Source organism: Enterococcus sp. DIV1639a (genome assembly GCF_050530445.1).
Classification (GTDB): Bacteria; Bacillota; Bacilli; order Lactobacillales; family Enterococcaceae; genus Enterococcus_B; species Enterococcus_B hirae.
Map to the genome: position 1 here is coordinate 873633 of NZ_CP172886.1, position 16070 is coordinate 889702.

10 protein-coding genes are annotated in these 16070 nt (G+C 37.4%); 8 read left to right on the plus strand and 2 right to left on the minus strand.

What is annotated here, in order from left to right:
• Positions 1-360: 360 nt before the first annotated feature.
• The 4 genes from IGJ32_RS04020 to IGJ32_RS04035 all read left to right on the plus strand — a co-directional run bounded on the left by IGJ32_RS04020 (position 361) and on the right by IGJ32_RS04035 (position 8119).
• A complete protein-coding gene (locus IGJ32_RS04020; protein WP_430610822.1) occupies positions 361-4704 on the plus strand; it encodes a polysaccharide lyase family 8 super-sandwich domain-containing protein in 4344 nt (1447 codons plus the stop codon).
• Positions 4705-5034: 330 nt separating this feature from the next.
• Entirely contained in the window at positions 5035-6615 is a 1581-nt protein-coding gene (locus IGJ32_RS04025) for a peptide chain release factor 3 (protein ID WP_010738143.1), read from the plus strand.
• Positions 6616-6695: 80 nt separating this feature from the next.
• Positions 6696-7796: a non-hydrolyzing UDP-N-acetylglucosamine 2-epimerase gene (wecB, locus tag IGJ32_RS04030; protein WP_342082149.1), complete on the plus strand. Its 1101-nt coding sequence runs from the start codon at positions 6696-6698 to the stop codon at positions 7794-7796.
• A 149-nt stretch (positions 7797-7945) separates the two neighbouring features.
• Positions 7946-8119, plus strand: coding sequence for a hypothetical protein (locus IGJ32_RS04035; RefSeq protein ID WP_010719688.1), 174 nt, complete (start codon positions 7946-7948; stop codon positions 8117-8119).
• Between the two features lie 98 nt (positions 8120-8217).
• On the opposite strand, the gene IGJ32_RS04040 is transcribed toward IGJ32_RS04035, so the two are convergent.
• Positions 8218-8538 (minus strand): DUF1827 family protein, encoded by a 321-nt coding sequence (locus IGJ32_RS04040; protein WP_010719687.1) that lies wholly within the window; start codon positions 8536-8538, stop codon positions 8218-8220.
• Between the two features lie 203 nt (positions 8539-8741).
• The gene (locus IGJ32_RS04045; RefSeq protein ID WP_034867873.1) at positions 8742-10979 is read right to left on the minus strand and encodes an ATP-dependent Clp protease ATP-binding subunit; all 2238 of its coding nucleotides are present in this window, start codon (positions 10977-10979) and stop codon (positions 8742-8744) included.
• A gap of 553 nt (positions 10980-11532) precedes the next feature.
• Here IGJ32_RS04045 and IGJ32_RS04050 point away from each other — a divergent pair.
• The 4 genes from IGJ32_RS04050 to IGJ32_RS04065 all read left to right on the plus strand — a co-directional run bounded on the left by IGJ32_RS04050 (position 11533) and on the right by IGJ32_RS04065 (position 15984).
• Positions 11533-11799 carry a phosphocarrier protein HPr gene (locus IGJ32_RS04050; RefSeq protein ID WP_010719685.1) on the plus strand — a complete coding sequence of 89 codons (267 nt, stop codon included), beginning with the start codon at positions 11533-11535 and terminating at the stop codon, positions 11797-11799.
• A complete protein-coding gene (ptsP, locus tag IGJ32_RS04055) occupies positions 11799-13526 on the plus strand; it encodes a phosphoenolpyruvate--protein phosphotransferase (protein ID WP_010719684.1) in 1728 nt (575 codons plus the stop codon). The genes IGJ32_RS04050 and ptsP overlap by 1 nt, the downstream gene beginning before the upstream one ends.
• A gap of 173 nt (positions 13527-13699) precedes the next feature.
• Positions 13700-14743 carry a glycosyltransferase gene (locus IGJ32_RS04060; RefSeq protein WP_014834761.1) on the plus strand — a complete coding sequence of 348 codons (1044 nt, stop codon included), beginning with the start codon at positions 13700-13702 and terminating at the stop codon, positions 14741-14743.
• A 17-nt stretch (positions 14744-14760) separates the two neighbouring features.
• Positions 14761-15984, plus strand: coding sequence for a glycosyltransferase family 4 protein (locus tag IGJ32_RS04065; RefSeq protein WP_010719682.1), 1224 nt, complete (start codon positions 14761-14763; stop codon positions 15982-15984).
• Positions 15985-16070 lie beyond the last annotated feature (86 nt).

Below are 16070 nucleotides of genomic sequence, written 5' to 3' on the forward strand. Positions count from 1 at the left end.
ATGTGACTAGGTTATACTAGGCATGGAAAACACGTACGGAGTCTTCCGTCGTTTTTTCATGCCTATTTTTTTATATGTTTAAGTGAATCAGTGAGGAGGTGGGGAAAATGTAAAGTAGTGTTTTTAGTAGAAAGACAGATTTTAAATATTTTACGAATAAGCAGATATGAGCGATTCTTCCAATGATTTATCTCAATTGAAACTAAAAAACTAAGAACAAATATTAGGTAGTTCTCTCAAGTAAAAGTAGTATGTACAAAAGTTGCAAAGAATGGATAAAAAATTGATGATCATTCATTTTGCCTCACGACTTAAAATTTTTTATCGACTATTCTATTTAACTAAAGGAGGAATTTTTTAATGAAGAAGGCAATCATTTTTGCTTTAACAGGATTGGCGCTTGTTGTTACATCTTTTTACAGTCCAATCGTTTGTGCTGAAGATACTGAAGATTTTTTGTTTCAAAAGAATGTTACCTACTCAGGAGTAGAAGGTGGGAAACAAGGAGATAATTGGAAATATCCGCAATTTGTAGGTGAAAAAGCGGTTGATGGGGATATATCGACGAGATGGTCAGCGGATAAAACAGATAATCAGTGGCTGACTGTTGATATTGGAGAAGAAAAAACAATTGGTCAGGTGGTTTTACACTTTCATGCGGAGAGTCCAGAATATGAGGTATTAGTTTCTAACGACAATCAAAATTATCAATCCATCTATAAGGAGGAGCATGGAAGTGGCGGGAAAGAAGCAAAAAAATATATTGAAGTAGCGAATGTAACAGCTCGATATATTAAATACCAACAACTAAAAATGTGGAAGCACACGAATGGTCAATATTATGGTTCGAGCATTATTTCAATGGAAGCTTATCGTCAAGCACGTTTACCTGATGGGATAAAGTTTTCGATTGATTCAGCCGAAATCAGCGAGAAAAGATCCAAACAATTAACTTACATATTAACACCAACAGGCGTCCAAGTTCCTGAAAAACAAATTGAGTGGAGCAGTAGTGATCCTAGTATTGTCAATGTAGACAGTCAAGGAAGAATGAAAGCACTCAAAACCGGAGAAGCAAAGATGACTGTGAGAATCAAAAATACGGATTTAAGTGATACGATTCCAGTTACGGTTATTCAAGAAAAAGCAGAGTATCGTGAAATGCGTGAGAGATGGAAAGCACGCTTGCTAGGATCTAAAGAAGATCATGAAGAATTTGATCAGGATTCGGACGTAAAAAAATATCGAGCGAGAATAGCCAAAGATAGTTTAGAATTATGGCAAACACTTAATAAGTCAGAAAATAGAACTTATTTGTGGGAGAAAAAAAGTTCAGACACACTATCAGCAGACTATACCACTCAATTTACCAACATCAAAAAATTGACATTAGGTTATTATGATCCTTCGAGTTCATTACATAAGAATCAAGAGGTTTTTACGCAAATTTTGAAAGCAATTGATTTTATGATTGAAACCAAAAACTACAATGGAACTTACTGGAGTGGAAATTGGTGGGATTGGCAAATTGGATCAGCACAGCCATTAACAGATACACTGATTTTATTACATGATGATTTAATCGAAAAAGATGATGCAATCTTAACTAAATTTGTTGAACCTTTAAACCACTATGCGCAAGATCCTAAAGTTCAATGGCCTAGCTATACGGCTACAGGAGCGAACTTAACAGATATATCTATTACCGTCTTAGGAACAGCCATTTTATTAGAAAATGATTCCCGAGTAGAGGCAGTTCAAAGCGCTGTTCCATCCGTTTTAAAAATGGTGACAGGAGGAGATGGCTTATATTCAGACGGCTCATTAATCCAACATAGTCATTTCCCATATAACGGAAGTTATGGAAATGAATTGCTGAAAGGCTTTGGACGGGTCCAAACGATTTTGCAAGGGACACATTGGGAAATCAAAGATGACAATATAAATAACTTGTTTCAAGTAACCGATAAAGGTTATTTACAATTGATGGTAAATGGAAAAATGCCCTCAATGGTATCAGGACGAAGTATTTCTAGAGCTCCTGGGACGAATCCCTTTACCTCTGAATTTGAATCTGGAAAGGAAACAATCGCCAATCTTACATTAGTAGCGAAATTTTCGCCAGAAATTTTACGCAAGAAAATTGATTCGTCTATTAAAGCATGGCTTGAGCATAGTAGTTATTTTTATGATTTTTTTGAAAACCCAAGAGACTTTGAAGCGTTGATTGATCTTAAGAAAATCATGAATGAGCCTTCGATAACTAGTAAAGAAGAGCAAAATCTCGTGAATATTTATGGTTCAATGGATCGGGTGTTTCAAAAAAACGAGAGTTATAGTCTCGGAATAAGTATGTACTCTAGTCGTATTGGAAATTATGAATATGGAAATACTGAAAATAAAAAAGGATGGCATACGGCTGATGGGATGGTTTATCTTTATAACGGTGACCTCGCTCAATTTGATGAAGGTTATTGGGTCACTATTGATTCTTATCGCTTACCAGGTACCACTATAGACACAAAAGTGTTAGCAGAAGGTGCTTCTACTGGTAAAAAGAGTCCTCAGTCTTGGGTGGGAGGATCGAATAATGGCAAAGTAGCTGCAGTCGGAATGTTTTTAGATAAGAAAAATGAAAATATGGATTTGGTAGCAAAGAAATCATGGTTTTTGTTAGAAGATAAATTGATTAATTTAGGCAGTGGAATCAGCGGAACAACGAATGCGACAATTGAGACGATCCTTGATAATCGAATGATGGATTCAAGTAACATGCAAATTATCCAAAAGAAAACAGCTGATTCTACTTGGATCAATCTTACTTCGACAAATCCACTCAATAATTTAGGTTACATTTTTCCAAATACCATGTCGAACGTTGACGTTCAAAAAGAAATTCGATCTGGCAAATATTTGGATATCAACGAATATTTTGTCAATAATCAATCATATACAAAAGAATTTGTAAAAATCATCAAAAATCATGGAAGTAACGCTCAAAATGATACTTATGAGTATTTGACTGTTGCTGGAAAGACAGCAGAAGAAATGGCAGAAATGGCGCAACATAAAAGCTATAATGTGTTAGCAAACACACCAGAAATCCAAGCGATTGAGACAAAAGACTATCTCATGTTGAATGCTTGGAGTGGAAATCAACAGGCAGCTTTTGTTCACGTATCTGAACCTGCATCCATTATTGCAGAAAAATTGAGTAATGATACTTATCGACTGTCAATTTCGAATCCTGTTCAAAATAATAAGGTGATTGAATTTTCGATTGAGAAAGAGATCATTGAGGTTATCGAAAAAGAGTCCGAAATTACCATGGATTCAGGAGCATTTCTATTTGATAGCAAAGGGCTAAAAGGAAGTTCGAGATCAATTACTATCAAAGTTCCTTCAGAAGTAGATAAAACGGCATTAGAAAAAATAGTCGAAGAAAATCAAAACCGAAACGAAAGCGACTATACAAAAGAAAGTTGGAAAGTCTTCACTAAGGCAATGGAATTAGCCCAAGCGGTGTTAACAGATCCAAAAGCAACGCAAGCTGAAGTAGACGAAGCAATCCAAGCAGTGAATAAAGCCATCGAGCAACTGCAAGAAGTAACTAAGGTAGACAAAACAGCATTAGAAAAATTGGTCGAAGAAAACCAAAACCGAAACGAAAGCGACTATACAAAAGAAAGTTGGAAAGTCTTCACTAAGGCAATGGAATTAGCCCAAGTGGTGTTAACAGATCCAAAAGCAACGCAAGCCGAAGTAGATGAAGCAGTTCAAGCAGTGAGAAAAGCCATCGAGCAACTGCAAGAAGTAACTAAAGTAGACAAAACAGCATTAGAAAAATTGGTCGAAGAAAACCAAAACCGAAACGAAAGCGACTATACAAAAGAAAGTTGGAAAGTCTTCACTAAGGCAATGGAATTAGCCCAAGCGGTGTTAACAGATCCAAAAGCAACGCAAGCCGAAGTAGACGATGCAGTTCAAGCAGTGAGAAAAGCCATCGAGCAACTGCAAGAAGTAACTAAAGTAGACAAAACAGCATTAAAAAAATTGGTCGAAGAAAACCAAAACCGAGTTGCAAGTGGTTATACGGCAGAAAGTTGGCAAGTGTTCCGCAAAGCGCTGGAAGCAGCGCAAGCGGTGTTAACAGATCCAAAAGCAACGCAAGCCGAAGTAGACGATGCAGTTCAAGCAGTGAGAAAAGCCATCGAGCAACTGCAAGAAGTAACTAAAGTAGACAAAACAGCATTAAAAAAATTGGTCGAAGAAAACCAAAGCCGAGTTGCAAGTGGTTATACGGCAGAAAGTTGGCAAGTGTTCCGCAAAGCGCTGGAAGCAGCGCAAGCAGTGTTAGCTGATCCAAATACTACGCAAGCCGAAGTCGAACTAGTGATGAACGATTTGGTGCAGGCCATCGAACAATTAGAGAATAAAGAAACTGCATCATCCTCTGAGGAAGATAAAAACATCAATAATAAAGCAGAGCAAGGTAAAAATACACAAGAGGGCAACAATGAAATAGGTAAATCTTCTATTAGTGAAGAGACTGGTAAGGAAGGTTTATTACCAAAAACAGGTGAAAAAAATAACCAAGTTATTCAAAAATTAGGATATACAATTTTATTAGTGGTATTCGTTAGCTTGTTCCTATTGAAAGGTCGAAAGGAATCTAAGAGGAGTCAAAATAAATTAGGCAAGTAATCTGATGAAAAACACAAGGTAAAATAAATAATCGTTTGTCTGTAGATGATTGAAATAGACAGTTGAACTTGGAACAAAAGCCTGTTCCAAGTTCAACTTTTTTCGTTTAATCTGTTTTCAGTTGTTATAGTAGCAGGAAAAGCTTTATTTTCTCTTATTGAAAAAGTCGTTTATATGATATTCAACAGAGAAAGAGAGAAGACTCATAACAAGTGTTTATTTTTTGATAGTTTCCATGATATACTTGGTAAGTTGAGATAGCTAGTTCGATCATTCCTTGAACAGGATGACGAATAAGATGATAATGATGTAACAGAAATGGAGTAAAACATGAATAACCCTAACTTAAAACAACAAGTAGATAACCGACGCACGTTTGCGATTATTTCCCATCCGGATGCTGGTAAAACAACGATTACTGAACAATTACTTTTATTTGGTGGCGCAATACGTCAGGCAGGAACTGTCAAAGGGAAAAAGACTGGTAACTTTGCAAAATCTGACTGGATGGAAATTGAGAAGCAACGTGGAATCTCAGTTACCAGTTCTGTGATGCAGTTTGATTATCATGGTAAAAGAGTCAATATCTTAGATACCCCAGGGCATGAAGATTTTTCTGAAGATACGTATCGGACATTGATGGCTGTCGATAGTGCGGTTATGGTCATCGATAGTGCCAAAGGGATTGAAGCTCAAACAAAAAAATTATTCCAAGTCGTTAAAAAAAGAGGAATCCCTATTTTTACCTTTATCAATAAGTTAGATCGAGATGGTCGCGAACCATTAGAACTTTTAGAAGAATTGGAAGAGTTGCTCGATATCGAGTCTTATCCAATGAATTGGCCGATTGGTATGGGGAAAGGCTTAGAAGGACTCTATGATATCCACCATAATCGTATTGAGTTTTATCGTCCAGAAAACTATAATGATGAGCGCCTTGTTGCCTTGGATGAAGAAGGATTGCTGCCAGAAGGCCATCCTTTGACGGAAAATTCATTGTATGAACAAGTTCTTGAAGAAGTAGAATTGTTGAAAGAAGCAGGAGATTCTTTTAATGAAGAAAAAATTGCTCGGGGAGATCAGACACCGGTCTTCTTTGGTTCAGCGTTAACAAATTTTGGTGTGCAAACATTTTTAGAAACCTTCGTGGAATTAGCCCCTTCACCTTACGGACATCAAACACAATCAGGACAAGAAGTTAGTCCTTATGAAGAAGAATTTTCAGGTTTTGTCTTTAAGATCCAAGCCAATATGAATCCAGCTCACCGAGATCGGATTGCTTTTGTGCGAATCTGTTCTGGAACTTTTGAACGTGGGATGGATGTTCAATTAGAACGAACAGGTAAAAAATTGAAGTTAAGTAATGTGACGCAGTTTATGGCTGACTCAAGAGAGAATGTCGAGAATGCTGTAGCAGGGGATATTATCGGGGTCTATGATACAGGAAATTATCAAATTGGCGATACTCTTTATGAAGGAAAATTGAAGGTGGCGTATGAAGAGTTACCATCCTTTACTCCGGAATTATTTATGAAAGTCACTGCTAAAAATGTGATGAAACAAAAATCATTCCATAAAGGTATCTATCAGTTAGTCCAAGAAGGTGCGATCCAACTCTATAAAACTTATTTGACGGAAGAATACATCATTGGTGCAGTTGGACAACTTCAATTTGAAGTATTCCAATACCGGATGCTAAATGAATACAATGCAGAAGTGATTATGTCTCCTATGGGTCATAAAATTGCCCGTTGGATCGAGCCCGAAGATTTAGATGAGAAGATGAGTTCTAGTCGTAATATCTTGGCACGTGACCGTTTTGATCAGCCATTATTCTTGTTCGAAAACCAATTTGCTGAACGTTGGTTTGCTGACAAGTACCCAAATGTCAAATTAAAAAGTTTAATGTAAAGCGCTCATCACATGGTGGTGCTTTGGGAGTACTATGAAAATAGCCGGGAGAGAATAACTAAATAATCCGGAGGAATTTAATGATGATTAAAGTAATGTCGATCTTTGGAACACGTCCAGAAGCAATAAAAATGGCACCTTTGATCAAAGCGCTGGAAAAAGATGAGCGCTTTGAATCAATCGTGACGGTTACAGGCCAGCACCGTGAAATGTTAGACCAAGTGTTAGAAGTGTTTGAAATTACTCCTGATCACGATCTAGATGTGATGAGTGTCAATCAAACACTCACCGCTATTACAACGAAAGTTCTTTTATCATTAGAACCAATCTTACAAGCAGAACAGCCTGATATCGTCTTAGTTCATGGAGATACGACCACAACATTTGCTGCAGCGACCGCAGCATTTTATCAACAAATTAAAGTCGGACATGTCGAAGCAGGATTACGAACTTGGAACAAATGGTCACCGTTTCCTGAAGAAATCAATCGGCAAGCCACAGATGTTTTAGCGGATCTCTACTTTGCGCCAACCAATGAAAGTGCTGATAATCTTAGAAGAGAGCACCACGATGAAGCAAACATCTTCGTTACTGGCAATACGGCGATCGATGCGATGAGGTACACGATCGTGGCGGATCAAAAAAGCGATCATCTTTCGAGCAGCTCCACTAAACAATTATTAGTAACAATGCATCGACGTGAGAACCTAGGCGAGCCAATGGCGAACGTTTTTCAAGCATTAGGAAGGATTGCTGAAGAATTTTCTGATGTATCCATTATTTTTCCGATGCATAAAAATCCTAAAGTACGAGAATTAGCTGATACTATTTTAGGACAATATGAGAATGTTCAGCTGATCGAACCATTAGATGTCATTGATTTTCACAATTGTGCAGCCAAAAGTTATCTTATATTAACTGATTCAGGCGGAGTTCAAGAAGAGGCACCTTCTTTAGGTGTTCCGGTTCTTGTCTTACGTGATACCACTGAACGACCGGAAGGTGTAAAAGCCGGAACTTTAAAACTCGTTGGTACAGACGAAGAGACAGTTTATGACGAGACAAAACAATTGTTAACTGATGTAAAGGCTTATGAAAAGATGGCACAAGCAAAAAATCCTTATGGAGATGGTTACGCAAGTCAACAAATCTTAGAGGCTATCGCAGCCTCATTTCATTGATTACAGGTTACCAAAAAAGCAAAAAAAAACTTTCCAACAATTTTGGTGGAAAGTTTTTTTTATTTTAAAGAAAAAATTGGTAAATTCTTTGAAATAAAATGAATTAAAATAAAGATGTGTACATATAAAAAGAAAAAAGGGGGAGTTGGATGGAAACACTGGAGCAACGAAAACAACGTAAAGCAAGAAAAAAGTTAGAAATGCAGCGTTTATGCAGGCTGTTAGATGTTGAAGGTTGGGAGCATAATGAATCGATCGTTAACGAAGTAAGAGCAATCGTTCGGCTAGGAAAAACACCAAAAAAAGAAACCAATCAATCTTAGAAGATCCAGCTCTATAAATGAGCTGGATCAAGGATAAAATCAAACATTATCCTTCGATCCTTCTAAAAAAGGTTTCTTTTTTTGTTTATTTGTAATCATCACATTGCAACCTCAGTGTGGGGATGATGTTTCGGAATCGAGATTTCAACTAAGTCATCCAATTCAATTACTTGGATTTCGTTTTCTTGATATAGGGCGTCATGGATTTTATTGAGGAAGTACGTTTTGACTTCTTCAATTTCTTTGGGTTGTATTTTTCGTTTTTCATTAATCAGTAAAATCTCGTTATGTTCCGGTGCTTCAGTGTAAACAATCATTGTATTGCCTGCAGTGTAAACCTTCACCATATGAGCATCTGTATTTTCCAATTGGTTTAAAACCAAACGTGAATGACTATTCGTTACATTGACAAATTTCATGGCGCTCACCTCTTTTATGTAGATTTTAGATACAACTTAATTTCATTATAATTTTTTTCTAATGAAAAGAACAGTATTTTGCTTTTTGTCAAAAAACAATCAAAAATCCGCTTTGAGCAATGAAGCACCCGTGAGAAAAGCTGTCGCTTTTTCATGGGTGCTTCATTTTTCATCAGTCGCAAAGCGAAGTTTTTGTCAGATGTTTAGTTTGTTGGCTCGTTTGTCGTTTCTTTGACTAAACGTTCTGGTTTAGAAGTGATCACAATTTTTTCTTCTTTATCCAATTTTGCTTTTAGTTCATGGATTGAAGGATGGTCTAAATAAAATTCAGCAATTCCATCTTCGATTTGTTCTTGGATCGTTCGACGAAGAGGGCGTGCGCCCATTGCTGGGTCATAGCCTAAGTCAACAAGTTTTTCTTTGACATTTGTCGGCACTTCGATATGCAGTTGTTGTGCTGCTAACATTTCATTGACTTCATCTAGCATCAAGGTAACGATGGTCATTAAGTTTTCTTTTGATAGCGCACTAAATTCGATGATTCCATCGAAACGGTTCAAGAATTCAGGTGTGAAGTAATTGTTTAGTTGGTTTAAAACAGAACGAGTAACACCTTCACGAGCTGCTCCAAAACCGACATTTGCTTCGACTTTACCTGTACCAGCATTACTTGTCATAATGATGATCGTATCTTTAAAGCTTACTGTCCGACCTTGTGCGTCAGTCAAACGGCCATCATCCAAAATTTGGAGGAACATGTGTAACACATCAGGATGTGCTTTTTCCACTTCATCCAATAAAATCAAGCTATAAGGATTACGACGTACTTTTTCAGTAAGTTGACCTGCCTCTTCATAGCCCACATAGCCAGGAGGAGAACCAATCAATTTAGATACACTGTGTTTTTCCATGTATTCAGACATATCAAAACGAATCATTGAATCTTCGGAACCGAATAATTCAAATGCCAGTTGCTTGGCTAATTCAGTTTTGCCGACACCAGTTGGACCTACGAATAAAAATGATCCGATAGGGCGGTTTTTCTTGCTCAAGCCAACCCGATTACGACGAATAGCTTTTGCCACACGATCTACGGCATCGTCTTGTCCAATCACATGTGCTTTTAGATCAGTCGCAAGATTCTTCAATTGTGTTTGCTCTTTTTCTTTTAGATCGCCAACGGGGATGCCCGTACGTTCTTCCACAATTTTTTCCATATCTTTTTCTGTGATAACAGGCGTTTCTTCATCTGTTAATTGACGTTCTTTCATCTTTTCTAGTTTACTGATTTGGTCACGATAATAAGCGGCTTTCTCAAAGTCTTCTTCTTTAGAAGCTTGGATTTTTTGTTCCTGTGCTTCTTCAAGTTTTTTATCGATGGTTTTAGGATCAACGATTTGAATCGTTAAGTTTTTCTTTGAGCCAGTTTCATCAAGCAAGTCAATCGCTTTATCTGGTAAGAAACGATCTTGAACATAACGATTTGAGAGAATAGCTGCAGCTTCGATTGCTTCATCGGTATATTTGACGTGATGATAGTCTTCGTAGCGTTTTTGCAATCCTTTTAAGATACTGATTGTTTCCTCAACAGAAGGTTCAACGACCCGAACCGGTTGCATCCGTCTTTCTAAAGCTGCATCTTTCTCGATGATGCGGTATTCATTTAATGTAGTGGCACCAACCATTTGTAGTTCGCCACGAGCTAGAGCTGGTTTTAAAATATTTCCCGCATCCATGTTCCCATCACCGGCAGAACCAGCACCGACAATTTCATGGACTTCATCAATGAATAATATGACATTTTCAGCCTGCTTAATTTCTTCGATCAATTTTTGCATCCGTTCTTCAAATTGTCCACGGATACCAGTTCCTTGAACCAAAGAAACCACATCTAAACGAATCACTTCTTTATCCATTAATTTTTGCGGCACATCGCCATCTACGATTTTTTGTGCAAGTCCTTCAACTACGGCAGTTTTACCAACACCAGGCTCACCGATTAATACCGGATTGTTTTTTGTTCGACGGTTTAAAATCTCGATCACACGTTTGATTTCATCATCACGGCCGATCACAGGATCAATGTCACCTTGACGAGCTTGTTCGGTGATATTGATTCCGTATTCTCCTAAAAGACCTTCGGAATTTCCTTGTTGCGGTGGTTGACCGCCGTTAAAGTTGTTGTTACCACCGAATTGGGTTGGAGGAGTTTGTTCATAGTTTCCTTGCTGTTGCATTTGGCGGGACATGGAGCGGAATAAGTCGTCCAAGCTGCCAAAACCAAAAGGATCATTTTGAGCCATACTAGTCAGACCTCCATTTTGTTGATTTTTAATTTTTTGATAGCAACTTTGGCAGTAATCAAGTTGCGTTCTCTGTCCGTTTACTGTTGCATATAAGTGGATCGTTGCTTCATTTTTCCCACAATTTTGACAAAGCATAAATGATTCACGTCCTTTCACATGATTCACATGTTTCCATTCTATTTTACAACGCGTGACTATGAAGGTAAAAGAATAACCCTCATTTACTCAAAAGTTGAAAAGGTAAAAAATGTTATTGACCATTATTGACCTTTGGCTATAATTATACTAAATTTTAGGACGCGTGCAAGTATTTAGTTTTTCAAAATAAATGAAGAAATGAATAAGTCGTTCTTCGATAAAAATGATAAATAGAAGGAGATATTTCGCTTGGCAGAGTCTAGTTTTGTTTGCTTCTTTACTGAGGGATCAGTAAAGAGAATCAAAGCTACTAAAAAAAGAAGTGAGGTAGAATGAATACGGTTGTTATCCTATGTATTCATATTTTTAAAAGTAGTGCTAATTATTTTCCACACTTTTAGTTGAATTTAAATGAAAACTGTTGTATCTATCGGGAAAAAATGGTAATCTTTACAAATGAAAGGGTACTACTTATTAGTGTTCTTAGTAAACTGCTAAAAAAGAAAACCCTCACATAAAAACAACACTCACTTAAAGGAGACCGATTAATATGGAAAAGAAAGAATTTCACGTAGTAGCAGAAACTGGAATCCACGCACGTCCAGCTACATTATTAGTACAAACAGCAAGCAAATTTAACTCTGATGTAAACTTAGAGTATAAAGGTAAATCAGTAAACTTGAAATCTATCATGGGCGTTATGTCTTTAGGTGTGGGTCAAGGTTCTGACGTTACAATCACAGCTGAAGGTGCTGACGAAGCAGACGCAATGGCAGCTATCGTTGATACAATGAAGAAAGAAGGATTATCTGAATAATGGTTGAAATGCTAAAAGGGATTGCCGCTAGTGACGGCGTTGCCGTTGCAAAAGCTTACCTGCTAGTTCAACCGGATTTAACATTCAGTAAGACAACAGTAGAAGATACAGCAGCTGAAGCATCTCGTTTAGATGATGCTTTAGCAAAATCTACTGAAGAATTGCAACAAATTCGTGAAAAAGCAGCGCAAAGCTTAGGTGAAGCAGAAGCGCAAGTATTTGACGCACACTTGATGGTTCTGTCTGATCCAGAAATGGTTGGTCAAATTAAACAAAACATTAATGATAACAGCGTAAACGCTGAATCAGCATTAAAAGAAGTAACTGATATGTATATCAGTATGTTCGAAGCTATGGAAGACAACGCTTATATGCAAGAACGTGCGGCTGATATCCGCGACGTTGCGAAACGTATTTTAGCGCATTTACTAGGTGTGACATTACCAAATCCATCAATGATTAACGAAGAAGTAGTTGTTGTTGCTCATGATTTGACACCAAGTGATACTGCTCAATTAGATCGCAATTTTGTTAAAGCGTTTGTAACTGACATCGGCGGACGTACTTCACACTCAGCGATCATGGCACGTTCTTTAGAAATCCCAGCGATCGTAGGTACAAAAGAAATCACTGCTAAAGTCAAAGAAGGCGACATGTTAGCTGTTAACGGGATTGAAGGCGATGTAATCGTTGATCCTACAGCTGAACAAAAAGCTGAATTTGAAAAAATCGGTGCTGAATACGCTGCTCAAAAAGCAGAATGGGAAAAATTAAAAAATGCTGAAACTGTTACTGCTGATGGCAAACATTTTGAATTAGCAGCAAATATTGGTACACCAAAAGATTTAGTTGGTGTTCATAATAACGGCGGGGAAGCGGTTGGTCTTTACCGTACAGAATTCTTGTACATGGATTCTCCTGATTTCCCAACTGAAGATGACCAATATGAAGCATATAAAGCAGTTCTTGAAGGTATGGAAGGTAAACCGGTTGTCGTGCGTACGATGGATATCGGTGGCGATAAAGAATTACCTTACTTACAATTGCCTCATGAAATGAACCCATTCTTAGGCTATCGTGCATTACGAATCAGCTTGTCAGAACAAGGTGACGAAATGTTCCGTACGCAAATGCGCGCATTATTACGTGCATCTGTTCATGGAAACTTACGTATCATGTTCCCAATGGTAGCGACTCTTAAAGAATTCCGTGCTGCAAAAGCAATCTTTGAAGACGAAAAACAAAAATTATTGAATGAAGGCGTGGAAGTATCTGATACGATCCAAGTCGGCATCATGATCGAAATTCCAGCAGCAGCTGTCTTAGCTGACAAGTTTGCTAAGGAAGTTGACTTCTTCTCAGTAGGAACGAATGACTTGATCCAATACACTATGGCAGCTGACCGTATGAACGAACGTGTTTCATACTTGTATCAACCTTACAACCCATCAATCCTACGTTTGATTAAAAACGTGATCGATGCAGCGCATGCTGAAGGTAAATGGGCTGGTATGTGTGGCGAAATGGCTGGGGATCAAACCGCAGTTCCGCTACTTGTAGGTATGGGATTAGATGAATTCTCAATGAGTGCAACATCAATCTTGAAAACACGTAGTTTAATGAAACGTTTAGATACAACGAAGATGGCTGAACTTGCTGATCGTGCTTTGAAAGAATGTGACACGATGGAAGAAGTCGTTGAACTTGTAAATGAATACGTAAAATAATAATACGAGTAAAAGCTGGTACAGCGATAGTAGCTGTATCAGCTTTTTACAATGGGATTTTTACATATAGGTAAAAATAAGGAATGAAAAATAGAGTTATTTTAAAATAGGGCTTAAGTTTGAGTGACAGGTTCAGCGCTATGTTATACTATATAAATGAAGGAGGACGTAAGGTGAAAGTATTATTATATTTTGAAAGTGAAAAAATACTTGCGAAATCTGGTATTGGACGAGCGCTTGACCACCAAAAACGTGCTCTAAAAGAAATGGGGATTCCCTACACGCTAGATAGTAAAGATGACTATGATATCTTACACATCAATACATATGGTATCAATAGTCACAATATGGTCAATAAAGCAAGAAAAGACGGCAAGAAGATCGTCTATCATGCTCACTCAACAGAGGAAGATTTTCGTAACTCATTTATTGGCTCTAATCAATTATCGCCATTAGTAAAAAAATATTTAGTGGGATTATATCAAAAGGCGGATTATCTCATCACACCTACGCCATATTCTAAACGATTACTGGAAAGTTACGGCATAGATTTACCGATCCAATCGATATCAAATGGGATTGATCTAAAAAAATATCAACCAGATCCAATCAAAGAACAAAAATTTCGCGACTATTTCAAATTATCACCAGATCAGAAAGTGATTATCTGTGTTGGCCTTTTTTTTGCTCGTAAAGGGATCATTGATTTTGTAGAAATTGCAAAAAAACTCCCAGAATATACATTTATTTGGTTTGGACATGTACCTATGTATTCGATCCCAAAAAATATCCGACAGATTGTGAAAGAAGAACACCCAGATAATGTGATCTTTCCAGGATATATTCGGGGAGAAATTATTGAGGGTGCATACTCAGGCGCTGACCTTTTTTTCTTCCCATCTTATGAAGAAACAGAAGGAATTGTAGTATTAGAGGCACTAGCAAGTAAGCAAAATGTTCTTGTACGAGACATTCCAGTCTATGATGGCTGGTTAGAAGATAAAAAAAATTGTTACATGGGTCGCTCTAATGAAGAATTTACCGTATTGATCAAAAAGATCGTGGAAGAAGAAGTTCCTAGTCTAGTGGCAGCTGGATATCAGACTGCCCAAGCACGAAGTATTGAGAAAATTGGTGAGCAACTGAAACTGGTGTATACACAAGTGTTAGAAGAAGCAGATTCTTCCATAAATGAAAGACAAAATAATAAAGGGTAGTTTGGAGGCAAAAAATCATGAAAATTGGCTTTTTTACCGATACCTATTTTCCGCAGGTAAGCGGAGTTGCTACATCGATCAAAACCTTAAAAAATGAACTAGAAAAACATGGACATGAAGTCTATATTTTTACGACAACCGATCCAAATGCTGATAAAATAGAAAAAGATGTCATTCGTATGCCGAGTGTTCCATTCGTTTCCTTTAAAGATCGGCGAATAGTGGTACGAGGTATGTGGTACGCTTATTTAGTAGCGAAGGAACTTGAATTAGAACTGATTCATACTCATACAGAATTTGGTGCAGGGATTTTAGGTAAAATGGTTGCTAAAAAGCTGAAAATACCATTGATCCATACGTATCATACGATGTATGAAGATTATCTACACTATATTGCTAAAGGCAAAGTGATACGTCAATCTCATGTCAGATATCTCTCCCGCTTATTTGTTAACCATACAACAGGAGTTGTCTGTCCCAGTGAACGAGTAATTGATACATTAAGAAGTTATGGTGTTGTCGCACCACTTCGAGTGATTCCTACAGGGATCGATATTGAGAAATTTAAAAGGGAAGGAATCACGCAAAAAGCTATCAAAGAAATCAGAGGATCGCTGAATATCAAAGATGATGAGTTAATGATCTTATCTTTAAGTCGTATCTCTTATGAAAAAAATATTCAAGCATTGGTCCAGGGGTTTCCCCAAGTTCTAAAAGCGTATCCCAATGCACGGATGGTGATCGTTGGCAAAGGGCCTTACCTTGAAGAGTTGCAAGAGCTAATCAACGAACTAGCATTGGATGAATTTGTCCAATTTACTGGAGAAGTCGATAACGAAGATGTGGCATTGTATTATAAAGCAGCTGATTACTTTGTTAGTGCCTCAACTTCAGAAACACAAGGTTTAACTTATACGGAAGCAATGGCTTCAGGGACACCTTGTGTAATTGAGGGAAATGCTTATCTTAATCGTTTGTTTGATCATCCCTCCCTTGGGAAAACATTTGAAACCGATGAGGATTTCGCACCAGCACTTATTGATTATATAAAAAGTGAAGTCCCTCGTGACCAAAAAGTATTGGAATCAAAATTATATGATATTTCCTCTACGCACTTTGGCGAAGCGATGATTGAATTTTATGAAGATATGATTATCTATCATGAAAAAGAAATGCAACGAAAAGAAGAAGAGGCATCCATCGAAAGAATAAAAATCAAATTAAATTCATTTAAACGATAAATTTAGGTATTTATCCTAAAAAAATCTTTGTTTCTGGCGTATACTTAGCATAGAGACAAAGATTTTTTGATTTTTAGGAGGTCACG

Coding starts and splice junctions, on each gene's coding strand:
- IGJ32_RS04020 (WP_430610822.1), top strand. CDS start 361: ATGAAGAAGGCAATCATTTTTGCTTTAACAGGATTGGCGCTTGTTGTT.
- IGJ32_RS04025 (WP_010738143.1), top strand. CDS start 5,035: ATGAATAACCCTAACTTAAAACAACAAGTAGATAACCGACGCACGTTT.
- wecB (WP_342082149.1), top strand. CDS start 6,696: ATGATGATTAAAGTAATGTCGATCTTTGGAACACGTCCAGAAGCAATA.
- IGJ32_RS04035 (WP_010719688.1), top strand. CDS start 7,946: ATGGAAACACTGGAGCAACGAAAACAACGTAAAGCAAGAAAAAAGTTA.
- IGJ32_RS04040 (WP_010719687.1), bottom strand. CDS start 8,538: ATGAAATTTGTCAATGTAACGAATAGTCATTCACGTTTGGTTTTAAAC.
- IGJ32_RS04045 (WP_034867873.1), bottom strand. CDS start 10,979: ATGCTTTGTCAAAATTGTGGGAAAAATGAAGCAACGATCCACTTATAT.
- IGJ32_RS04050 (WP_010719685.1), top strand. CDS start 11,533: ATGGAAAAGAAAGAATTTCACGTAGTAGCAGAAACTGGAATCCACGCA.
- ptsP (WP_010719684.1), top strand. CDS start 11,799: ATGGTTGAAATGCTAAAAGGGATTGCCGCTAGTGACGGCGTTGCCGTT.
- IGJ32_RS04065 (WP_010719682.1), top strand. CDS start 14,761: ATGAAAATTGGCTTTTTTACCGATACCTATTTTCCGCAGGTAAGCGGA.